This is a genomic window from Microbacterium sp. 1.5R (assembly GCF_001889265.1).
Classification (GTDB): Bacteria; Actinomycetota; Actinomycetes; order Actinomycetales; family Microbacteriaceae; genus Microbacterium.
The window spans coordinates 1,771,377-1,792,611 of the sequence record NZ_CP018151.1 but is presented as its reverse complement, the minus strand read 5'-3'; the positions used below and the strand labels follow the sequence as shown (position 1 = coordinate 1,792,611).

The 21,235-nt window shown below is 66.7% G+C and carries 22 protein-coding genes; 15 read left to right on the top strand and 7 right to left on the bottom strand.

Annotated features, from left to right (window positions below; all coding sequences use genetic code 11):
- The first annotated feature begins 44 nt into the window (after positions 1-44).
- The 6 genes from polA to BMW26_RS08450 all read left to right on the top strand — a co-directional run bounded on the left by polA (position 45) and on the right by BMW26_RS08450 (position 8,488).
- A complete protein-coding gene (gene polA / locus BMW26_RS08475; protein ID WP_072591283.1) occupies positions 45-2,678 on the top strand; it encodes a DNA polymerase I in 2,634 nt (877 codons plus the stop codon).
- A 102-nt stretch (positions 2,679-2,780) separates the two neighbouring features.
- Complete coding sequence (locus BMW26_RS08470; protein WP_072591282.1) at positions 2,781-4,457, top strand: DUF885 domain-containing protein; 1,677 nt, start codon at positions 2,781-2,783, stop codon at positions 4,455-4,457.
- Positions 4,458-4,510: 53 nt separating this feature from the next.
- The gene (locus BMW26_RS08465; protein ID WP_056278758.1) at positions 4,511-5,545 is read left to right on the top strand and encodes an LLM class flavin-dependent oxidoreductase; all 1,035 of its coding nucleotides are present in this window, start codon (positions 4,511-4,513) and stop codon (positions 5,543-5,545) included.
- 42 nt (positions 5,546-5,587) lie between these two features.
- Positions 5,588-6,940: an MFS transporter gene (locus tag BMW26_RS08460; RefSeq protein WP_072591281.1), complete on the top strand. Its 1,353-nt coding sequence runs from the start codon at positions 5,588-5,590 to the stop codon at positions 6,938-6,940.
- A gap of 37 nt (positions 6,941-6,977) precedes the next feature.
- Complete coding sequence (locus tag BMW26_RS08455) at positions 6,978-7,736, top strand: SGNH/GDSL hydrolase family protein (RefSeq protein WP_072591280.1); 759 nt, start codon at positions 6,978-6,980, stop codon at positions 7,734-7,736.
- Complete coding sequence (locus BMW26_RS08450) at positions 7,733-8,488, top strand: formylglycine-generating enzyme family protein (RefSeq protein ID WP_232224553.1); 756 nt, start codon at positions 7,733-7,735, stop codon at positions 8,486-8,488. Before BMW26_RS08455 ends, BMW26_RS08450 begins: the two co-directional genes overlap by 4 nt.
- A gap of 16 nt (positions 8,489-8,504) precedes the next feature.
- On the opposite strand, the gene BMW26_RS17605 is transcribed toward BMW26_RS08450, so the two are convergent.
- Positions 8,505-8,654, bottom strand: a complete 150-nt coding sequence (locus BMW26_RS17605; RefSeq protein ID WP_157557415.1) for a hypothetical protein — start codon at positions 8,652-8,654, stop codon at positions 8,505-8,507.
- A gap of 85 nt (positions 8,655-8,739) precedes the next feature.
- The gene (locus BMW26_RS08445) at positions 8,740-10,065 is read right to left on the bottom strand and encodes an MFS transporter (RefSeq protein WP_072591279.1); all 1,326 of its coding nucleotides are present in this window, start codon (positions 10,063-10,065) and stop codon (positions 8,740-8,742) included.
- 96 nt (positions 10,066-10,161) lie between these two features.
- Here BMW26_RS08445 and BMW26_RS08440 point away from each other — a divergent pair, with 96 nt between their 5' ends.
- The 4 genes from BMW26_RS08440 to BMW26_RS17460 are packed head-to-tail and all read left to right on the top strand — an operon-like array spanning position 10,162 to position 12,595.
- Positions 10,162-10,530, top strand: coding sequence for a VOC family protein (locus tag BMW26_RS08440; protein WP_053096079.1), 369 nt, complete (start codon positions 10,162-10,164; stop codon positions 10,528-10,530).
- A gap of 15 nt (positions 10,531-10,545) precedes the next feature.
- Entirely contained in the window at positions 10,546-11,091 is a 546-nt protein-coding gene (locus BMW26_RS08435; RefSeq protein ID WP_232224552.1) for a GNAT family N-acetyltransferase, read from the top strand.
- Between the two features lie 27 nt (positions 11,092-11,118).
- Entirely contained in the window at positions 11,119-11,451 is a 333-nt protein-coding gene (locus BMW26_RS08430) for an ArsR/SmtB family transcription factor (RefSeq protein ID WP_072591278.1), read from the top strand.
- Positions 11,452-11,485: 34 nt separating this feature from the next.
- Positions 11,486-12,595, top strand: coding sequence for a GNAT family N-acetyltransferase (locus BMW26_RS17460; protein WP_083569330.1), 1,110 nt, complete (start codon positions 11,486-11,488; stop codon positions 12,593-12,595).
- Positions 12,596-12,716: 121 nt separating this feature from the next.
- Here the strand turns inward: BMW26_RS17460 and BMW26_RS08415 are convergent, their stop codons facing one another.
- Entirely contained in the window at positions 12,717-13,043 is a 327-nt protein-coding gene (locus tag BMW26_RS08415) for a hypothetical protein (RefSeq protein ID WP_072591277.1), read from the bottom strand.
- 100 nt (positions 13,044-13,143) lie between these two features.
- Between BMW26_RS08415 and BMW26_RS08410 the strand changes: the two genes are divergently transcribed.
- Positions 13,144-13,989 carry a class I SAM-dependent methyltransferase gene (locus BMW26_RS08410; protein WP_072591276.1) on the top strand — a complete coding sequence of 282 codons (846 nt, stop codon included), beginning with the start codon at positions 13,144-13,146 and terminating at the stop codon, positions 13,987-13,989.
- Positions 13,990-14,055: 66 nt separating this feature from the next.
- Here BMW26_RS08410 and BMW26_RS08405 read toward each other — a convergent pair whose 3' ends face one another.
- The 3 genes from BMW26_RS08405 to BMW26_RS08395 are packed head-to-tail and all read right to left on the bottom strand — an operon-like array spanning position 14,056 to position 17,247.
- On the bottom strand, positions 14,056-16,407 hold the full coding sequence (locus BMW26_RS08405) for an ATP-binding cassette domain-containing protein (protein WP_056278728.1): 2,352 nt from the start codon (positions 16,405-16,407) through the stop codon (positions 14,056-14,058).
- Positions 16,408-16,432: 25 nt separating this feature from the next.
- Positions 16,433-16,843 (bottom strand): VOC family protein, encoded by a 411-nt coding sequence (locus BMW26_RS08400; protein ID WP_056279056.1) that lies wholly within the window; start codon positions 16,841-16,843, stop codon positions 16,433-16,435.
- Between the two features lie 5 nt (positions 16,844-16,848).
- On the bottom strand, positions 16,849-17,247 hold the full coding sequence (locus BMW26_RS08395) for a helix-turn-helix transcriptional regulator (protein ID WP_232224559.1): 399 nt from the start codon (positions 17,245-17,247) through the stop codon (positions 16,849-16,851).
- A 179-nt stretch (positions 17,248-17,426) separates the two neighbouring features.
- Here BMW26_RS08395 and BMW26_RS08390 point away from each other — a divergent pair, with 179 nt between their 5' ends.
- On the top strand, positions 17,427-18,026 hold the full coding sequence (locus BMW26_RS08390) for an HdeD family acid-resistance protein (RefSeq protein WP_053096073.1): 600 nt from the start codon (positions 17,427-17,429) through the stop codon (positions 18,024-18,026).
- A 63-nt stretch (positions 18,027-18,089) separates the two neighbouring features.
- On the opposite strand, the gene BMW26_RS08385 is transcribed toward BMW26_RS08390, so the two are convergent.
- Positions 18,090-18,854, bottom strand: coding sequence for an SDR family oxidoreductase (locus BMW26_RS08385; RefSeq protein WP_072591275.1), 765 nt, complete (start codon positions 18,852-18,854; stop codon positions 18,090-18,092).
- Between the two features lie 120 nt (positions 18,855-18,974).
- On the opposite strand from BMW26_RS08385, the gene BMW26_RS08380 reads away from it, so the two are divergent.
- From BMW26_RS08380 to BMW26_RS08370, 3 genes are read left to right on the top strand one after another with little or no spacing between them, the layout of a single operon-like run.
- Positions 18,975-19,448: an NfeD family protein gene (locus BMW26_RS08380; protein WP_053096071.1), complete on the top strand. Its 474-nt coding sequence runs from the start codon at positions 18,975-18,977 to the stop codon at positions 19,446-19,448.
- 9 nt (positions 19,449-19,457) lie between these two features.
- Complete coding sequence (locus BMW26_RS08375) at positions 19,458-20,384, top strand: SPFH domain-containing protein (protein WP_053096070.1); 927 nt, start codon at positions 19,458-19,460, stop codon at positions 20,382-20,384.
- On the top strand, positions 20,381-21,154 hold the full coding sequence (locus BMW26_RS08370; RefSeq protein WP_053096069.1) for a glycerophosphodiester phosphodiesterase family protein: 774 nt from the start codon (positions 20,381-20,383) through the stop codon (positions 21,152-21,154). Before BMW26_RS08375 ends, BMW26_RS08370 begins: the two co-directional genes overlap by 4 nt.
- Positions 21,155-21,235 lie beyond the last annotated feature (81 nt).

Here is a 21,235-nt window from a genome sequence, read left to right as displayed (position 1 = left end):
GTTCCTCCTCAGCGGGTGTCTGTCGTCCTCGTTAGGCTGACAGGGTGACGGACTCCGCAAAGCCTACCCTCATGGTCGTCGACGGCCATTCGCTCGCCTATCGTGCCTTCTTCGCCCTCCCGGTCGAGAACTTCACGACGAAGGACAATCAGCACACGAACGCCATCTACGGCTTCCTGTCGATGCTGGTGAACCTCATCAAGGCCGAGCAGCCGACGCACATGGCGATCGCGTTCGACACCTCCCGTCATTCGTTCCGCACCGATCAGTATCCCGAATACAAGGCGACGCGGTCGGAGTCCCCGCAGGAGTTCCGGGGTCAGATCCCGCTGCTGCAGGACTGCCTCGCGGCGATGTCGATCCCCGTGCTCACCAAAGAGGGCTTCGAGGCCGACGACATCCTCGCGACGCTCTCGACGCAGGGCGCGGAGCAGGGATACGACGTCCTGGTGGTCTCCGGAGACCGTGACACGATCCAGCTGGTCACCGACGACGTCACGCTGCTGTACCCGTCCGTGCAGGGCGTCTCGCAGCTCAAGCGCTACGACCCGGTGACCGTGCAGGAACGCTACGGAGTGCGGCCCGAGCAGTATCCCGACATCGCGGCTCTCGTGGGCGAGACGAGCGACAATCTCCCCGGCGTGCCCAAGGTGGGGGAGAAGACCGCCGTCAAGTGGCTGACGCAGTTCGGTTCGCTCGACGACCTGCTCGAGCGAGCCGATGAGATCAAGGGGGTCGTGGGCGGCAACCTGCGCGATCACATCGAGGACGTGCGCCGTAACCGTCGGCTCAACCGACTGCTGCGCGACGTCGAGCTTCCCGTCGCTCCCGACGACCTCGCGGTCGCCCCGATCGACGCTCAGGCCGTGCGCGACATCTTCGCCCGCCTCGAGTTCCGCACGCTGCTGCCCCGTGTCTTCGAAGCAGTCGGCGCCGGCGAGGTCGCCGACGATCCGGCCGCGACGGTGGTGCTGCCCGAACCGACTCAGGTCACCGCAGCCGAGTTCGTCAGCTGGGCCGACGCGCAGACGGACGACATCGCACTGCGTATCGTCGTGCAGGGCGGGGCACCGACGCGTCTCGGCGCCGCGACCGCGAGCGAGCTCCGCGAACTCGACTGGAACGATGACGACATCGAGGTGCTGAGACCGTGGCTCGAGTCGACGCGCCCCAAGGTGCTGCATGATGCGAAGCCCCAGGTGAAGGCACTGCTGCGCCTCGGCATCCGGCTCCAGGGACTCGCTTACGACACCAGTCTCGCCGGCTGGCTGCTGCGACCGAGCTTCCCCGACAAGACCCTGTCCGACCTCGTCGAACGCTATCTCGGAGAGAAGCTCCCCGAGGCGGATCCCTCGCAGCTCGTGCCGGAGACCGAGGGCGCCACCCCATCGCAGGAGGCCTGGTTCGCGCTCCGCGTCGCCACGGCTCTGCGTGACGACATCCCCGAGTCGGTCGCCGCTGTGCTCACCGACATCGAGCTTCCGACCCTGCTCACCCTGGCCGACATGGAGGTCGCGGGAGTCGCGGTGTCGCACGACGTCCTCTCGACGTTCTCGGGCGAGCTGGCGACGCGCGCCGACCGCCTCGCACAGGAGGCATTCGGGATCGTCGGTCGCGAATTCAATCTCGGATCTCCGAAGCAGCTCCAGGAGGTGCTGTTCGACGACCTGCAGCTGCCCAAGACCCGCAAGACGAAGACCGGATACTCCACGGATGCTGCGGTGCTCGCCGATCTCCAGGAGTCGCATCCGCATCCGTTCCTCGGTCTGCTGCTGCAGCACCGTGAGGCCACGAAGCTCCGTCAGATCATCGAGTCGCTCGACACCGCGATCGGAACCGATCACCGCGTGCATACGACGTATGTGCAGACCGGAAGCCAGACCGGGCGCCTGTCGAGCACAGACCCGAACCTGCAGAACATCCCGGTGCGCACCGAGGAGTCGCGTCGCATCCGCAGCGCGTTCCAGGTGGGAGAGGGGTACAAGTCGCTGCTCACCGCCGACTACTCGCAGATCGAGATGCGCATCATGGCCCATCTGTCCGGCGACGAAGGCCTCATCGAGGCGTTCAACAGCGGTGAGGACCTCCACCGCTTCGTCGGCGCGCGAGTGTTCGGAGTCGAACCGAGCGAGGTGACGTCCGCGATGCGCACGAAGGTGAAGGCGATGTCCTACGGCCTCGTCTACGGTCTCTCCGCGTTCGGCCTGTCGAAGCAGCTCCGCATCGAGCAGTCCGAGGCGAAGCAGCTGATGGTCGAGTACTTCGCGCGGTTCGGAGCGGTACGCGACTACCTCCGGGCGTCCGTCATGGAGGCCAAAGAGGTCGGCTACACCGAGACCATCTTCGGGCGGCGGCGACCCTTCCCCGACCTCGCGAGCCCCAACCGCGTGCTGCGCGAGAACGCCGAGCGCGCGGCGCTCAACGCACCGATCCAGGGCAGCGCGGCCGACATCATGAAGATCGCGCTGCTGCACATCCACGAAGACCTCAGGTCGGAGGGACTGTCCTCGCGTGCGCTGCTGCAGATCCACGACGAACTCGTCGTCGAGGTCGCACCGGGGGAGTGGGACGCGGCCGAGCGGATCGTTCGGACTCGCATGGGCGATGCGGCGGATCTCACCGTGCCGCTCGACGTGCAGGTCGGGCGCGGGCAGGACTGGAACGAGGCGGCGCACTGATTCCGACCGCGCGTCCGTGACGACGGATGCGACCGCGAGGGCCGACAGCCCCGGCGACGGGTACCAATATCCTGCGCCGGGGCGCAGGGCTACGCTGGAGGGATGACCTCTTCCTCTCGCACACCGTCTGCCATCGACAGAGTCGCCGATGAGTGGGTCGACACCATCGCGGTGCTCGCTCCGACGCTCGGCACTTACATCGGCCGGGACGACGTCAACGACCGTTTCGGCGACCTGAGCCCCGAGGGGCACGAGGAGATCGTGCGAGCGACTCGGTCGACCCTCGCCGCGCTCGAAGCGCTCGAACCCGTCGACGCGATCGATGAGGTCACCAAAACCGATCTGGCCGCCGAGCTGAGTCTCGACCTCGAACTGCACGATGCCGACTGGCACCTGCGCGACCTGAACGTCATCGCGTCGGCGGCGCAGGACGTACGGTCGGCCTTCGACCTGATGCCCACCGCGACGGCGGACGACTGGAGCGTCATCGCCACCCGCCTCGCCGCGGTCCCTGATGCGCTCCGGGGCTACACCGAGACCCTCCGTGCAGGCATCGCCGCCGGAGTGACCCCTGCACGCCGTCAGGTCGTGGAAGTCGCGACGCAGATCGATCGCTATACCGCCGACGACGGATTCTTCGCTGCATTCGTCGCCGAGGCAGCGCCTCAGGACGGCAATCTCCCCGCATCGCTCGCCCGTACTCTGGCCGACAACTCGGCCGCCGCTCGGGTCGCCTACGACGAGCTCCGCAGCTTCCTCGCTGACGAGCTGGCACCGGCAGCGACTGAGACGGACGCCGTCGGCCGAGAACTCTACGCGCTCAACTCGCGACGTTTCCTCGGAGCGACGATCGACCTCGACGAGACCTATGAATGGGGCCGCGAAGAACTCGCCCGCATGGTCGCGGAGCAGACCGCGATCGCGAACGAGATCCTGCCCGGAGCCACCGTCGAAGAGGCTGTCGCCCATCTCGAGGCCGACCCGTCCCGCAAGCTCGTGGGCACCGATGCTCTACAGCGCTGGATGCAGGAGACGAGCGACCGTGCCGTCGCAGAGCTCGGCGCGACGCACTTCGACATCCCGGAGGCGATCCGTACCCTCGAGTGCATGATCGCTCCGACGCAGGAGGGCGGCATCTACTACACCGGCCCCACCGACGACTTCTCGCGCCCCGGCCGGATGTGGTGGTCGGTGCCCGAAGGCGTCACCGAGTTCGACACCTGGCGGGAACTGACGACCGTCTACCACGAGGGCGTCCCGGGGCACCACCTGCAGATCGCCCAGGCGGTCTACAACCGCGCGGAGCTCAACTCCTGGCGCCGTCTGCTCGCAGGGACGTCGGGACACGCAGAGGGATGGGCGCTGTACGCCGAACGTCTGATGCAGCAGCTCGGCTACCTCGACGACCCGGCGGACAGGCTCGGCATGCTCGACGGTCAGCGGATGCGCGCAGCCCGCGTCGTGCTGGACATCGGTGTGCACCTCGGCAAGCCTCGTCTCGACGGTCAGGGCACGTGGGATGCCGACTATGCCCTGGACTTCATGCGCAAGAACGTCAACATGTCCGATCAGTTCGTGCAGTTCGAGGTCAATCGGTATCTGGGCTGGCCGGGGCAGGCTCCGTCGTACAAGGTCGGGCAGCGCATCTGGGAGCAGGTGCGCGACGCGTATCAGGCGGAGCGTGGCGCGGACTTCGATGTGAAGGAGTTCCATAAGCGCGCGCTCGACATGGGCGGGGTCGGACTCGACACGCTCCGCACGGCACTTCTGAATCGCTGAGGGAATGCCGCGCCGGTGTGCGCTGTTCATTCAGCTGAATAGAAAGGGCTGACATGAGCATCGAGTTCGGACTGGACACCTTCGGAGACATCACGAGAGGCGACGACGGCGAGCTCCTGACCGGCGCGCAGACGATCCGCAACATCGTCGAGCAGGCGGAGCGAGCCGACAGCGTCGGTGTCGACTTCTTCGGTGTGGGGGAGCACCACCGCGAGGAGTTCGCGGTGTCGTCCCCGGAGATGGTGCTCGCCACCATCGCAGGGCGCACAGAGAACATCCGCCTCGGCACCGCCGTCACCGTGCTCTCCTCCGACGACCCGGTGCGCGTCTTCGAACGGTTCTCGACACTCGACGCGCTCTCCAACGGACGCGCCGAGGTCGTGCTCGGGCGCGGATCGTTCATCGAGTCCTTCCCGCTCTTCGGATACGACCTCCGCGACTACGACGCGCTCTTCGAGCAGAAGCTCGACCTCTTCGTCGAGCTCCTCAAGGAGGAGCCGGTGACCTGGTCCGGCTCGATGCGCGCATCGCTCGAGAACGCGAATGTCTTCCCGAAGACGGAGAACGGTCTGCGCACCTGGGTGGGTGTCGGCGGCAGCCCCGAATCCGTCGTGCGGGTCGCCCGCCACGGACTGGGCCTGATGCTCGCGATCATCGGAGGTCCTGCGGGGCGATTCCGTCAGTTCGTCGACCTCTACCACCGCTCGATCGCATCCTTCGGCACGACGTCGCATCCGATCGCGGTGCACTCGCCTGGTCACATCGCCGACACCGACGAGGAAGCGTGGGAGGCCGCGTACTCCGGTTTCGAGGCGATGAACAACACCATCGGTCGCGAGCGCGGGTGGCCTCCCTACAGCCGGGCGCGGTTCCAGAACGACGTCGGTCCCGCGGGTGCCCTCTACGTCGGTTCTCCCGACCGGGTCGCGGCCAAGATCGCCGACACCGTCACGACGCTCGGACTCGGGCGATTCGACATGAAGTACGCCACCGGCACGCTGTCGCACGACTCGATGATGCGCAGCATCGAGCTCTACGGGTCCGAGGTCATCCCTCGGGTGCGCAAGCTGCTGGCCGCCCAGGACTGACGCGGGACTCGGCAGCGCGGCGCTCCCCTCTACGATGAGGGGATGGCCAACACCGCGCTGCCGAGCCGGGCGTCCATCGCCGGGCGTCTCGATGAGCTTCCGTTCACGCGCCGCCACCTTCGTCTGCTCACAGGATCAGGCGTGGGGTGGGCTCTGGATGCGATGGACGTGGGACTCATCTCGTTCATCCTCGCCGCACTCACCCAGCAGTGGGGCCTGACGAAGGCGGATGCCGGGTGGATCGCCTCCGTCGGCTTCATCGGAATGGCGATCGGCGCAACGCTGGGCGGACTTCTCGCCGACCGGCTCGGACGGCGCCAGGTCTTCGCTCTGACGTTGCTCATCTACGGCATCGCCACCGGAGCGAGTGCGCTCGTGAGCGGCCTCGCCGCGCTTCTCGTGCTGCGCTTCCTGGTGGGGCTGGGGCTCGGCGCCGAGCTTCCCGTGGCGTCGACGTACGTGAGCGAGTTCGCGCCGGCGCGCATCAGAGGCCGACTGATCGTCATACTCGAGGCGTTCTGGGCGGTGGGATGGACGGCGGCCGCACTGATCGGCTTCTTCGTGATCCCCGCGTCCGACGCCGGCTGGCGCTGGGCGTTCGCCCTCGGCGCGATCCCCGCGGTCTACGCACTGATCGTGCGCTGGGGACTGCCGGAATCGCCTCGGTGGCTCGCGTCGCGCGGGCGCATCGCCGAGGCCGATCGCATCGTCTCGGCGTTCGAGGCCGACGCCGGTGTCGAGCCGGGGCCTGCGATCAGACGCGAGCCGATGTCGCGGGCGATCGCCGTGACGACGCGAGCTCGTCTGACGACACTGTGGAACGGCGAGTTCCGCGTGCGCACCCTGTGTCTATGGGTCGTCTGGCTGTGCGTGAATTTCGCGTACTACGGCGCCTTCATCTGGATCCCCAGCATCCTGGTCGATGCAGGCTTCGATCTCGTCCGCTCTTTCGGTTTCACTCTCATCATCACGCTCGCGCAGCTTCCGGGTTACGCCGTCGCCGCGTGGCTCATCGAGGTGTGGGGTCGACGCACGACGCTGTCGGTCTTCCTGATCGGCTCGGCGGTCTCGGCCGTCTTCTTCGGCACGTCGACGACCGAAGCCGCGATCATCGCCTCGGGCATGGCTCTCTCGTTCTTCAACCTGGGCGCATGGGGTGCGCTGTACGCGGTCACACCGGAGATCTACCCGACCTCGCTTCGCGGCACCGGCGCGGGCTGGGCCGCCGGAGTGGGGCGTATCGCGTCCATCATCGCTCCGCTCGCAGTGCCGGTCGTGCTCGTCGCCGGGGGCGCGCCGGTGCTGTTCGCGGTGTTCGGCGCGTGCTTCGTGGTCGCGGCCGCGGCGGCGTGGGGCCTGGTCGATCGCGGCGGGATGGCGCTCGACGACCGCTGATGCGCCTGGTGTCGACGAGCGGGAATAGGCTGTCGAGGTGACAGACGTTCGCTATGTGGCCATCGGAGATTCCTTCACCGAGGGAGTGGGTGATGTGCTGCCCGACGGCCGCGAGCGAGGCTGGGCCGATCTCGTGGCTCAGGGGTGGGCCGATGCCGCCGGCCATTCGATCAGCTATGCCAACCTCGCCATCCGCGGCAAGCTGGCTTGGCCGATCGTCGAGCAGCAGCTGGAGCCGGCGCTCGCGCTGAGCCCGACCCACCTGTCGTTCAACGGCGGAGGCAACGACATGCTGCGGCCGCGGACCGACCTCGAGCACATCGCTGACGCGTTCAGCCGGGTCCTGCGCCGCTGCGACGAAGAAGGCGTCACCCTGATCCTCCTCTCCGGAGCGAATCCGAGCGGCCAGCTCCCGATGGGATCGCTCGTGCAGCGGCGAGGCGACCAGCTCTCGGATGCCGTGCTTCGACGCGTCGAAGGGCGCGACGATGTCGTGCGCGCATTGAACTGGCCCGACCGCGAGTTGGCAGATGCGAAGTACTGGTCCGAGGACCGCCTGCACATGAACGCCGCCGGTCACCACCGAGTCGCCGCACGGGTGCTGCAGGGGCTGGGCTACGAGCCTCCGTCGACCTGGTGGTCACCGACAGCCCTCACCGCGGGTGGCCCCGCGGGGCTCGCCTACTATCGAGAGTTCGTCGGCCCGTGGGTCAGGCGACGCGTCACGCGCACCTCGTCCGGTGACGGACGTGCCGCGAAGTACCCCGACTGGGTCGAGAGGGTGCCGCAGGCGTGACCGATATCGAGATGCGACCGATCCGGGGCGGGTCGGTCACACTGCATGATGCGCGCCGAAAGGTGGAACGCACCGTCAGTCTCGAGGATTTCGAGATCGGCGTCTTCCCGATCACCGAGGAGCAGCTGGCGGAGATCCTTCCGATCTCCTCACGCCATCCCCGTCGACCGGCCGCGGACCTGAGCTGGTTGCGCGCGATCCACTTCTGCAACGCCGCATCGGAGTGGGAGGGATTCGACCCGGTCTACCGATTCGACGGCGAGGGCGTCACGTGGGACGTGACCGCAGACGGCTATCGTCTCCCGACTGAAGCCGAATGGGAGTACGCGTGCCGGGCAGGGTCGACGGGGCCGCACCATGCACCTCTCGCCGAGGCCGCGTGGACGAGTGGCGACGGTGTGTCGGCTCCCCAGGAGGTCGGCGGCAAGCTGCCCAACCTCAACGGGCTGTTCGACATGCTCGGCAACGTGTGGGAGTGGTGCTGGGATCTGCTGGATCCCGCGCGATACGACGACTATCGCGTGTTCCGCGGGGGCGGCTTCGCAGACGATTCGTGGAGCGTCCGCGCCTCGGTGCGTCGCGGGGGAGGACCCCGCATGCACCATGAGGACGTCGGGCTTCGAGTCGCGCGCGGCGCGTATGAGACTCCGGGAGAAGCTCAGGGGTGGTCGACGCGCGCCGACCAGGAGAGAGCAGCGTTCGACGGCCCGGTGCCGTTCGGCTGGACGCCGTTGCGGCGCCCAGGGCGCTGAATCGCTCGAGGCCGTCTCATCGCGACATGGGCCTGATCATGTACCGGCTCGGTCCCTCCGGCTCGGAGAAGCCGAACTTCGCGTAGAGGCCGTCCGCATCGCTGGTGGCGAGCATGATGCGCTTCACGGTCGAGGTCCCCTGCAGATCATCGACGATGCCCTGCACGAGCATCCTTCCGATTCCGATTCCGATTCCGAGTCCTCGTTCGAGAAGGTGAAGCTCGGGGGCATGAGCACCATCCTAGGATTCCTCAGCGTCGCCGCTCAGGATCCAGCCCCATCCGGATGCGGGTGCGCTTGCGTTCGATCACGATGAAGGTGACACCGAGGATCCACAGCGGGATGGGCATGAGGAACGCCACTCGGAACGCCTCCAGCGAGTAGGTCTCCGGCGTCCCCGCGCCCTGCAGGTCGAGTGCGAGACCGATGAGGAAGATCGCGATGAGAGCGGCGATGAAGCCACCGGCATTCGTCACTCCTGTGGCCGTGCTGAGACGATGCGAGGGGTTGTGCGTGCGCGCGTGGTCGAAGGCGATCATGCTCGCCGGGCCTCCCGTCGCGAGCGCCACGGCGAGGACGTAGAGCAGCCAGAGCGGAGCCGGTTCGGGCAGGGCGAGGACGGCGACCCATGCGACGACCTGCACCCCGACGGCCGGAAGGACGAGTGCGAGCGAACGCTGATTCGGCAGCCGACGCGAGAGGTCTCCGATGATGGGGCCCAGTGCCATTCCGGCGATCACGTACACCGAGATGATGCCCGCAGCATGCGCCGTGTCCAGCCCCTGCGCTGCGGTCAGGAAGGGCATTCCCCAGAGGAGGATGAACGCCGTGCCCGCGAAAGGTGTCGTGAAGTGCGACCAGAACGCGAGGCGGGTGCCGGGGTGCGCCCATGCGGCGCGGATGCCGACACCGGTGCCGATCGCCGACGTGACGACGCGGATGACACCCGTGTCGGTGTTGACCGTCACGTCGGCCCCACGCTCCGCCGGGTGATTGCGGATGACGAGCGCGACGAGAATGGTGAACAGCACGCCGAGGCCCGCGATGCTGCCGAAGGTGATCGTCCACGTCGTCGCGTGCAGGAGGGCGGCGAGGGGCACGAGTGCGATCAACTGTCCCGCCTGCCCGATGATGCCGGTGAACTGGACCATGATCGGCCCGCGCTGGGCAGGGAACCACGTGGCCACGAGCCGCAGCACGGCCGGGAAGATCGCCGCGTCACCGGCGCCGAGCAGGATGCGCGCGAAGATCGCGATGCCGATGCCGGGGGAGAGGGCCATGGTGAGCTGGCCTGCGGCCATGAGCAGCATGCCGATCGTCATGATCGGGCGCGAGCCGAAGCGGTCGAGCAGGATGCCGATCGGTATCTGCATCCCGCCGTAGACGGCGAGTTGGACGACGGCGAACAGCGCGAGGGTCGACGCGTCGGCCTGGAATCGATCCGCGGCCTCCACCCCGACGGCGCCGAGGGAGGTGCGGTTCGTGATCGCCAGGACGTACGCCGCGACGCCGACACCCCAGATGAGCCAGGCTCTCCATCCCGGGGCGGTCACGGGGGAGCGGGGAACCTGATGCACTCCTCCCACGGTACTCCTGGTCGCGACCTCGACTGTCGCGCAGCCCGCCCGCTCGGTTGTCTGGCGCATGTCGGATGCTGTCGCTAGCGTGGCCGCATGACACCCGCACCCGTGCACCACGCCATCAACTACGTCGAACTCGTCGTCAATGATCTCGAGACGGCGAAGCGGTTCTACCGCGACGCCTTCGGCTGGGTCTTCGTCGACTACGGTCCCGCCTATGCAGGCATTGCCTCACCCACAGGCGACGGATCCGAAGTCGGCGGACTGCTCCTCTCCGATCAGGGACGCCCGCCCGGCGGCCCTCTCGTGCTGTTGTACTCCGACGATCTGGATGCCACCCAGGTGGCGATCACCGAGGCCGGCGGTGCGGTCGTGCAAGGTCCGTATGAGTTCCCGGGCGGCCGCCGTCTGCACTTCCTCGACCCCAGCGGCAATGAGCTCGGCGTCTGGTCCTCGCGCTGAGGGCAGAATGAACCTGTGACCGAAGAGCCTGATCTCGACACACTCATACGCCCCGAGCGCGCCTCTGTCCGCATCCGGCCGACGAACCTGCACGGTTCCGACGCGGTTGCGGTGACCCATCTCGTGCGGACGTATCTCCTGCAGACCGAGGACGAGAAGCGAGAGCACGGGATCGCAGTGCCCTCCCCGCCCGGCTCGCTGCCGCCGCGGTACAGGCAGGAGGCTGATGACCCCGCTCTGGCGTACGCCGGGTGCGTTGTGCTCATCGCGGAGCTGGACGATCAGCCCGTGGGAGTGGTCGTCATCCGGCCGGTCGCCGGAGAAGCAGAGGTCAAGAGGTTCTGGACGGATCCGAGCGTGCGGGGACGAGGCGTCGGCGGTGCTCTGCTCGATGCCGCCCTGGAGGTCGCGGGTTCCCCTGTCCGGCTGTCCGTCTGGCATTGGCGTGATGCGGCGATCCGTCTGTATGAATCCCGGGACTTCCTGCGTGTCGAATCCTGGGAGGATCGCGAGGCCCTCGTGTGCATGGTGCGACACCGCGACACTTTGCCCTTGCGCTAACCGTCCAGGTGCAGAATACTTTCATCTATGGCTAACCATGACGGCGTGAACGGAGTATTCCTCGCGCTCGCAGACCCGACGCGGCGGGAGGTGATCCGGATTCTCGGATCGGGTCCGGCGAGCGTGGGGGAGTTGGCGAAGTCGTTCGCGATCACGCTGCCCTCTTTCATGAAGCACGTGCGCACGCTGGAGGGGAATGGTCTCATCCGCACGACCAAGCGCGGACGCGTGCGCACCTGCAGCCTCGACCGCGATCGACTCGCCACAGTGGGGGACTGGCTCGACGCTCAGCGCCGAATCTGGGATTCCCGTACCGATCGACTCGAAGTGGTCGCTGCAGGACTGGAGGAGCCCCGATGATCGACACGCTAGCGGCCGAGAACCCCGAGGCCCCGTGACGAACACATCCGGCCGAGCGGGCGCAAGACCCCTTTCTGGTCGCCTGCGGACGGCGCGCCTGATCCTTCGGCCGCAGACCGCCACCGACGCGACCGTCTTCCACACGCTCTGGACCGAGCGGGATGAGCGCGTGCCGGCGCACCGGAAGCTGGACGCAGCCGGACACCCGACGGCGTCCGACATCGCCGCGCACATCACCGATCCGGCCTCGGAGCGATCGAGCCTGCTCACAGTGGAGGACGCGGTGTCAGGGGAGGTTTACGGATACTGCGGGCTCGTCTTCGACGCGAACGGCAACGATCAGGAGCCCGAGGTAGCGTTCGAGCTCCTCCAGGCCGTGCACAATCGCGGATATGCCACGGAGGCCGCGACGGCGGTCCTGCGGTGGGCTGCCGAAGCGGGCTATCGCCGTGCGTGGGCGGGAGTCTGGGAGTGGAACGTGAGTTCGCGTCGCGTGCTCGACAAGCTGGGGTTCGTGGATTCGGGCCGATCGGGCCGCGTCAGCGAGCACGGTCGCACCCTCATCACGGTCCGCGACCTCGGGACCGAGCACACCCCAGTCGAACGCACCGAGCTCGTCGAGCATCAGGATCTTTCCACATCGCAGTTGTCAGCGCTCGGCAAACTCTTCGACTCCGAGTACCGCGTGACGCACGGCGCCTGGAATCCTGACCGCCCGTACGGGTATTCGCCGGCGCATGTTCATGTGATGCTGTCGATCGGCCGGATCGTGATCGCGCATGTCGGCTTTCAGCGACGCACGATCAGTGCAGGCGGCCACGAGATCGTCGTCGCCGGAACCGGGGGAGTCCTCGTGCATTCCGACTGGCGCGGCAGTGGGGTCGGGCGACGGGTGATGGCGCGTGCCCAGCAGGCGATGCGGAACGACGCGCGGGTCGACTTCGGATACCTCGGATGCCGTGAGGCGGTCGTGCCTTTCTATGAGAGCACCGGCTGGAGGCGGATCCGCGCGCTAGAACGTCACATATCGATCGCCGACGGTTCCGACGCGACCGAGCCCTTCGGAGCTCCCATACTCATCTACGACGCATCCGACTCGCGATGGCCGCCGGGGGACGTCGATCTGAGGGGTACGCCCTGGTGACGCTCAGGCCTCCGGGCGAGGGCGCTTTTTCCTCGAACTGACATAATGTGCATTATCGGCTATTAGCCGTTCCGATGGCTCCCGCTGCGCCGTCGTCCAGAACGCCGCGGGACGGCCGGTGTCATTCGAGGTCGTATCCGGGTGGATACTCGATCTCCAGCGGCTGACTCGTCGGAGACTCGATAGAACGGGTGCGCTGTCGCAGTCGCTTGACGAGTTCGGGATCCTCGATCTCCGGACCCTCGCCAGCGGCCACCTTGGACACGATCTGGCTCGCTGGACCGATGAGGAACTTCGCGACGGCTGTGCCGCCGTCGTTCTCCCGCACCGGGATCTCGACGATCTCGGCACGCTCATCGTCTCCCAGTGCTCGGCTGTAAGCCAGCAGCGCATCGGCGATCGCATCTCCAGTGAGGTACTCATCTCCGGCGTAGATGATCTTCTGCATGCTGCTTTTCTAGGGGATGTCGCCGTCGACAAGATCTCCCTTGATCCGCGACTCGTTATTTGCTACGAGAACGATGCGAGCGCATCGCTAGGCTCTAGGCGTGAACGGTAGCAACATCGACATCGATTGGACGGTCGCCCGCGACGCCAATCAGGACAACTGGAACGATCGCGTCCCGCTGCATGAGGTCGCCTACGGTCTCGACGAGTTCGACGATCCTTCGCATCTCAGCGACGTCGTCAGTGCCGATCTCCCGGTGCTTCGCCGATTCCTGCCCGACGGCAGAATCACGGGACTCGACCTGTGCCATCTGCAATGCCATATCGGTACCGACTCCGTCTCGCTGGCCCGTGCGGGAGCGACCGTAACCGGCGTCGACTTCTCGGCGCCGGCCCTTGCCGCGGCCGAAGCGCTGGCCGAGCGCACGGGGGTTTCGGCGACATGGATCGAGACGGACGTCCTCGACGCACGCGCAGCCGTGACGGGTGACTTCGATGTCGTCTACACGAGCATCGGCACGATCACCTGGTTGGACGACCTCGACCGCTGGGCCGCTCAGATCGTCGGCCTGCTGCGTCCGGGAGGCACGTTCTTCATCCGCGACGGACATCCTGCTCTGTACGCGCTCGACGAAGATGCGCCGACGCTCGTGACCCGCTACCCGTATTTCGGTGACGGCCGGGCGCAGCGATGGGACGACGAATCGACCTACGCCGGGGACGGCAAGGTCGCGCACCCGCGCACGTACGAGTGGCCGCACCCGCTCTCGGAGATCCTGGGGTCGCTGTTGAAAGCGGGCCTTCGTCTTCTGCACTTCGACGAGGGGCGAACACTCCCCTGGCGGTTCAGTCCTCGGATGGTCGAGGTCCCCGGCGGGTATGCCTGGCCTGAATCGGAACGGAACCTTCTCCCCTGCACGTTCACCGTGGTCGCACGCAAGGACTGATCGGTCGTCGCGAAGGTTCGTACTCATCTGGCGACACGGCTCGTGACATGGCGCCAGCCGCCCGCTCTACGCGCCGACGTACTCTGCCAGATGCTCGCCCGTGACCGTCGATCGCGCAGCCACGAGTTCTGCGGGGCTTCCCTCGAAGACGATGCGGCCGCCATCGTGGCCCGCGCCGGGACCGACGTCGATGATCCAGTCGGCGTGCGCCATCACAGCCTGGTGATGCTCGATCACGATCACGGTCTTTCCGGATTCGACGAGTCGATCGAGCAGTCCGAGGATGTTCTGGACGTCAGCGAGGTGGAGCCCCGTGGTCGGCTCGTCGAGCACGTACGTGTCGCCCTTCTCCCCCATCTGGATGGCCAGCTTGATGCGCTGGCGTTCGCCTCCGGACAAGGTGGACAGCGGCTGTCCCAGCGATAGGTAACCGAGGCCCACATCTTCGAGGCGTCCGAGGATCGTCGCTGCCGCCGGCAGCTTCGCCTCCCCCTCGGAGAAGAACACCCGTGCCTCGGCGACCGGGAGATCCAAGACCTCGGTGATGTCCTTGCCCGCCAGCTTGTACTCGAGGACGGCAGCCTGGAAGCGCTTGCCGCCGCAGTCCTCGCAGGGTGTCTCTATCGTGTCCATGAACCCGAGTTCGGTGATGATGACACCGGCGCCCTTGCAGGTCGGGCAGGCACCCTCGGAGTTCGCGCTGAACAGGGCCGGCTTGACGCCGTTGGCTTTGGCGAACGCCTTGCGGATCGGTTCGAGCATGCCCGTGTAGGTGGCGGGATTGCTGCGCCGTGATCCCTTGATCGCGCCCTGGTCGATCGCCACGACCCCCTCGCGCTTCGACACGGACCCGTGGATCAGGGAGCTCTTGCCGGAACCCGCGACCCCGGTCACGACGGTGAGGATCCCGGTGGGGATGTCGACATCGACGTTCTGCAGGTTGTTGGCCGAGGCGCCTCGGATCTCGATCGCGCCGGTGGCACTGCGCACCGAATCCTTCAGCGCGGCTCGATCGTCCAGGTGGGCGCCGGTGCGGGTTCCGCTGGCCTTCAATCCCTCGATGGTCCCCTCGAAGCAGATCTCACCACCGGCGCTTCCTGCGCCGGGACCGAGGTCCACCACGTGGTCTCCGATGGCGATGGTCTCCGGCTTGTGCTCCACCACCAGCACGGTGTTGCCCTTGTCGCGCAGGCGCAGCAGGAGGGTGTTCATCCGCTGGATGTCATGCGGGTGGAGGCCGATGGTCGGCTCGTCGAACACGTACGTGACATCGGTGAGAGACGAGCCGAGGTGACGCAGCATCTTGATGCGCTGCGCCTCTCCCCCGGACAGCGTCCCCGATGGACGCTCGAGGCTCAGGTATCCCAGGCCGAGCGTGACGAACGCGTCGAGGTTCGCGCTCAGCGCCTCGAGCAGGGGCGCCGCCCCGGGGAGTTCCAAGCCTCTCACCCACTCGGCGAGATCGGTCACCTGCATGCGGCAGGCATCGGCGATGCTGATGCCGTCGATCTTGGAGGACCTCGCTCCTTCGGTGAGGCGGGTGCCATCGCACTCCGGGCATGTCGCGAACGTCGCCACGCGTTCGACGAAGGCGCGGATGTGCGGCTGCAGCGCGTCGAGGTCTTTCGAGAGCATCGACTTCGTGATCTTGGGGATCAACCCCTCGTACGTCATGTTGATGCCCGAGATCTTGACCTTGGTGACCTCGCCGTAGAGGAAGAGCTGTCGCTGCTTCTCGGTGAACTCCGAGACCGGCTTGTCGGCGGGATAGAAGCCCGATGCGGAGAAGCCCTTCACCATCCAGCCGTCCGCCGTGTAGCCGGGAACCATGATCGCTCCCTCGTCGAGAGACTTCGACTCGTCGACGATCTGCGCGAGGTCGAGATCCGACACCGCTCCCCTGCCCTCGCACCGAGGGCACATGCCGCCGAGGTAGATGGCGTCCTTGACGATCTTCTTCTCGCCGCCCGGCCCCGTCATCACTCCGCTGGCCTTCTGAGTCGGGATGTTGAACGAGAACGCCGTCGGGCCTCCGATGTAGGGGTCACCGAGCTTGCTGAAGAGGATGCGCAGCATGGCGTTCGCGTCGGTGACCGTTCCGACGGTGGATCGCGGATTCGCGCCGAGACGCTCCTGATCGACGATGATCGAGGTCGTGAGTCCCTCGAGCACGTCGACGTCCGGACGCGGGACCGACGGCATGAAGCCCTGGACGAACGCGCTGTACGTCTCGTCGATCATGCGCCGTGACTCGGCGGCGATCGTGTCGAAGACCAGCGAGCTCTTGCCGGATCCGGAGACTCCGGTGAAGACGGTGAGGCGACGCTTGGGAATGTCGACGCTCACCTCTTTGAGGTTGTTCTCGCGCGCACCCTGTACGCGGATGATGTCGTGGCCGTCAGCGGGGTGCGTCGTCATGGTGATCCTCGAGTAGCGACCGGGGTCAGCCGGCCTGGTTGATTCGGAGCAGGTTGCCTGCGGGGTCTCGGAAGGCGCAGTCGCGCACGCCGTAGGGCTGATCCATGGGCTCCTGCACCACATCGGCGCCGTTGTCGACAAGTCGCTCGAACACCGCGTCGAGATCGTCGCTCGCGAGAGTCAGCGCGCCGTAGCTGCCCTTCGCGATGAGTTCGAGGATCGTCTGGCGCTCGGCGTCCGTGATCCCGGGATCGGTTGCCGGCGGGTGCAGCACGATCGACGTCTCCGGCTGCCCCGCGGGACCGACCGTGAGCCACCGCAGGCCGTCGTAGCCGACGTCGTTGCGCACCTCGAAGCCGAGGGCGTCACGGTAGAAGCCGAGAGCCGCCTCGGCATCGGTGTGCGGAAGGAATGCGTAGTGGATGCTGATGTTCATGAGACTCACGTTAGGTGCGCGCCCGTGCGCGGCGCTTCTTGATTCCTGATCGGTCGGATGACGTGCTTCGCCTGGAACGTCGGAATGCCGTCGACGTCAGCGGCGCGCTCACGATACACGCGGGGTGGGACACCGACCAGTTCCGTGAATCGAGTGCTGAACGTGCCCAGCGATGAGCATCCGACTTCGAAGCACACCTCGGTGACGCTGAGGTCGCCGCGGCGCAGCAGAGCCATCGCGCGCTCGATCCGCCGCGTCATCAGATAGGAGTAAGGCGACTCGCCGTAGGTCTCCTTGAAGCGCCTGCTGAGATGGCCGGCCGACATGTGTGCTCCGCGGGCGAGCGCCTCCACATCGAGAGGCGTGGCGTACTCGCGGTCGATCCGATCCCGCACCTTGCGCATCACGACGAGCTCGCGGAGCCGCGCGTCATCGTCCGAGGTCACCCCCTGATTTTGCCATGACCGCGCGTGACGGAGTGTGAACGTCGGCGACATATCGATATCGGGTTCCCCCATCCGTCACCGGACAGCGCTACTCTGTCAGCATCCCTCACAGGATTTTCTCAGAAAGGGTCCCCACCATGACTGATTCCCTCGCTTCCGAAGCGAAATCGCTGTTCAAGTCCATTCGAGTCGTCCTGGCCGTCTCCGGTGTCATCGCACTGATCGCGGGCATCGTCCTGCTCGTCTGGCCCGCCAAGTCCGCCGTCATCGTGACGGGCATCTTCGCCACCTACCTCGTGATCGCGGGCCTCGTCTACATCGGGCTCGGCATCTTCTCCCGCGTGAAGGGCGGGTGGGCTCGAGTCGGGCACATCGTGCTGGGCCTCGTGTACATCGTGGCCGGCGTCATCGCGTTCGCGAACCTCGGCGTCGCCGCTGCCACTCTCGCGCTCGTCGTCGTCATCTTCATCGGCATCAGCTGGATCGTCGACGGAGTGGTGGCGTTGTCGCTTCTCGGAAAGGACGGCTCGCGAGTCTGGACGCTGCTCTACGCTCTGCTCAGCATCATCGCCGGTATCGTCGTCCTCTTCTCGCCCCTGTACGCGGCAGCCGTGCTCTGGCTGGTGCTCGGCATCTCGCTCGTCGTCCTCGGGATCGTCCAGATCGTGCGCGCGATCACACTGGGCAAGGACGCGAAGGAGTTCGTGGCATCGGCGAAGGCCGACTCCGCGCTCTGATCCTCCCCGCAACGCGAAGAGCCCCGTCCACGCGGACGGGGCTCTTTCGGTGCTATCAGCCGCTCACTCCGCGACGAATGCGCTCACATCGCCGACGAGACGCGTGTTGTCGGCGGGGACAGCGTCGATTGCCGCGCGAGCGACCTCCGCGGCGAACTCCGACACGTTGTAGAGCTTGCCGGCGGATTCGCGCCGCTCCGCGATCGCTCCAGGGTTGGCGCGCTCGAGCAGAGTCGCGGTGATCGTGCCTTCGATCATGTCTCCGGACACCACGGTGAAGCCGATGCCCTTACCCGCGAGCCCGGGGATCCGCTCGCGGAGCGCGTCTTCTCCGGCGCGCTTCGACAGGGCGACGGGCTCGTACTCCGGCATGGTCGGGGTGGTGCGGATGAAGTGCGCCTGGTGGCTCGTGACGAAGACGACCCGCGCGCCGTCGCCGAGCAGCGGAACAGCCGCATCGAGGACGTTCAGCTGCGCGTCGCGGTTGAGGGTCAGGGCGTAGTCCTCGGCCATTCCCGATTCCATGCCGCCGGAAGCATTGAGGACGAGGACGTCGAGGCGTCCGAACTCGGCCTTCACCGCATCGAACATCTCGCCGACGGACGCGGGGTCGGTCAGGTCGGCACCGACGACCAGCACGCGGCGGCCCAGCTCGCGCAGCTGCCCGGCGAGCTTCTCTGCACGTGGGGCCTTGTTGCGGAAGTTGATCACCACGTCGGCGCCGGCCTCGGCGAGATAGCGCACGGTGTCCGCCCCGATGCCTCGAGACGAGCCGGTGACGAGGGCGACCTTGCCCTCGAGAGAACCTGCGGGAAGAACGTCGGTCACAGTGACTCCTCTGATGCGTGATTCGCCGTGATGACACGGCGCTTTCAGACTATCAAGCCGGCCCCGTCCAGCCGGGACCGCGCTCGACCTGCGTGATAGGTTGACCGCAAAGGAGGCCGCATGGACAACTTCGCGACATTCGTTCAGTTCATCGACCAATGGGCATGGATCGGTTGGCTGATCCTGATCGCCATCTTCCTCGTGATCGAGATGCTGACTCTCGACTTCACCTTCCTGATGCTGAGCTTCGGCAGCGTCGTCGGGCTCGTCACGGACTTCCTCGGCATCCCGGTCTGGGTACAGGTGCTGATCGCCGCCGCGGCGGCCGCGCTCTTCATCCTGTTCCTGCGTCCGCCGCTGATCAAACGCCTGCATCGAGGCGAGGACCCGACCAAGTCCAACGTCGACGCGCTTCTCGATCTCCGAGGCATCGCGCTGCAGGACATCACCCAGATCTCCGGCCAGGTGAAGCTGAGCAACGGCGACACCTGGACCGCCCGCACCGCCGGAGCCGTGCCGATCCCGCAAGGATCACCGATCGCCGTCATGACGATCAACGGCGCGACCGCGACCGTCCGTCCCGTCAACGACTAGGAGAGTCTCTTGGACGATGCATCGTTCATCCCCGCAGCGATCGGGTGGATCCTCGTCATCGCGATCATCATCTTCGTGGTGGTCACGCTGGCTCGCTCCATCCGCATCATCCCCCAGGCCACGGCCGGCGTGGTCGAGCGCCTGGGCCGATATCACAAGACACTGACGCCGGGTCTGAACATCCTGGTGCCGTTCATCGACCGGCTGCGTCCCCTCATCGACATGCGCGAGCAGGTCGTGTCCTTCCCACCGCAGCCCGTGATCACCGAGGACAACCTGGTGGTCTCGATCGACACCGTCGTCTACTTCCAGGTGACCGATGCTCGCGCTGCGACATACGAGATCGCCAACTACCTGGGCGCCGTCGAGCAGCTGACGACGACGACACTGCGAAATGTGGTCGGTGGACTCAACCTCGAAGAGGCCCTGACCAGTCGCGACAACATCAACGGACAGCTTCGCGTCGTGCTCGACGAGGCGACGGGCAAGTGGGGAATCCGCGTCGGCCGCGTCGAGCTGAAGGCCATCGACCCGCCCATCTCCATCCAGGACTCGATGGAGAAGCAGATGCGCGCCGAGCGGGACCGTCGAGCGGCGATCCTCACGGCTGAGGGAACCAAGCAGTCGGCGATCCTCGAGGCCGAAGGTGCGCGACAGGCCGAGATCCTCCGCGCAGAGGGCGACAAGCAGGCCGCCGTGCTGCGCGCCCAGGGTGAGGCCGAAGCGATCCAGAACGTGTTCACCGCCATCCACCAGGGCGAGCCTGACGACAAGCTGCTCGCGTACCAGTACCTGCAAATGCTTCCGAAGATCAGCGAAGGCCAGTCGAACAAGCTCTGGATCATCCCGAGCGAGCTGACCGAGGCACTCAAGGGCATCGGCACCGCGTTCACCCCGCGACCGGGACAGCCCCCGACGAACCTGCCGGGCGCGTGACGCACCCGTATTTCGTCAAGGCGCGTCACCCCCGAGTCCTCGCTCACCGCGGTCTGATCACCGCGGCGGGCGGGGACTCCGGTGTCTGGGAGAACTCGGCCGCCGCCGTCGCCGCCGCTCATGCCGCCGGAGCAGAGTACATCGAGACCGACTGCCGGGTGACGGCCGACGGTGACGTCGTGCTCTTCCACGACGCGACGCTGCACAGACTGGCCGACGATCCCCGTCCCGTCGGTGAGGTGCGCACCCGCGAACTCGCCGCGATCTTCTCCGACCACGGCGGGCTGCTCACGGTCGCTGACGCACTCTCCGCCTTCCCGACCACGCGCTTCAACATCGACGTCAAGACCGTCGACGCGGCAGCACCCCTCGGCCCCCTCCTGGCGGAACACACGCATCGAGTTCTCGTGACCAGCTTCTCCGATGCGAACCGACGTGCGACGATCGCAGCGGTCCTGCGCGCGGGGGCTCCGCTCCGACCGGCGACGTCGGGCGGCAGCCGCACCATCGCCGCGGTCCGCGCTCTCTCCGCTCTGCGCCTCTCCCCCGGCCGCGCTCTGCTCGACATCGACGTGCTGCAGATTCCTGAGCGGCATCGCGGCGTGAAGGTGCTGACGCCTGCACTCCTCCGAGCGGCGCACCGGCGCGGCGTCGAGGTTCACGTGTGGACGGTGAACGACGCGGACTCCATGCGACGACTCGTCCGGCTCGGTGTCGACGGCATCGTCACCGACCGCGCCGATCTCGCGCTGGTCACGATCGGCCGCTGAGACCGCCACGCCGCCATTACGCTGTGGCGCTGGGATTCAGCTGTGAATAGCGCCGAGAACGCGCTCGTATGGATGAAGCGC

What these genes read in the sequence shown, in the direction of transcription:
- BMW26_RS08380 (WP_053096071.1), top strand. Translation starts at nt 18,975, where the DNA reads ATGGACAACTTCGCGACATTCGTTCAGTTCATCGACCAATGGGCATGG.
- BMW26_RS08390 (WP_053096073.1), top strand. Translation starts at nt 17,427, where the DNA reads ATGACTGATTCCCTCGCTTCCGAAGCGAAATCGCTGTTCAAGTCCATT.
- BMW26_RS08430 (WP_072591278.1), top strand. Translation starts at nt 11,119, where the DNA reads ATGGCTAACCATGACGGCGTGAACGGAGTATTCCTCGCGCTCGCAGAC.
- BMW26_RS08415 (WP_072591277.1), bottom strand. Translation starts at nt 13,043, where the DNA reads ATGCAGAAGATCATCTACGCCGGAGATGAGTACCTCACTGGAGATGCG.
- BMW26_RS08395 (WP_232224559.1), bottom strand. Translation starts at nt 17,247, where the DNA reads ATGCGCAAGGTGCGGGATCGGATCGACCGCGAGTACGCCACGCCTCTC.
- BMW26_RS08465 (WP_056278758.1), top strand. Translation starts at nt 4,511, where the DNA reads ATGAGCATCGAGTTCGGACTGGACACCTTCGGAGACATCACGAGAGGC.
- BMW26_RS08400 (WP_056279056.1), bottom strand. Translation starts at nt 16,843, where the DNA reads ATGAACATCAGCATCCACTACGCATTCCTTCCGCACACCGATGCCGAG.
- BMW26_RS08405 (WP_056278728.1), bottom strand. Translation starts at nt 16,407, where the DNA reads ATGACGACGCACCCCGCTGACGGCCACGACATCATCCGCGTACAGGGT.
- BMW26_RS08460 (WP_072591281.1), top strand. Translation starts at nt 5,588, where the DNA reads ATGGCCAACACCGCGCTGCCGAGCCGGGCGTCCATCGCCGGGCGTCTC.
- BMW26_RS08440 (WP_053096079.1), top strand. Translation starts at nt 10,162, where the DNA reads ATGACACCCGCACCCGTGCACCACGCCATCAACTACGTCGAACTCGTC.
- BMW26_RS08470 (WP_072591282.1), top strand. Translation starts at nt 2,781, where the DNA reads ATGACCTCTTCCTCTCGCACACCGTCTGCCATCGACAGAGTCGCCGAT.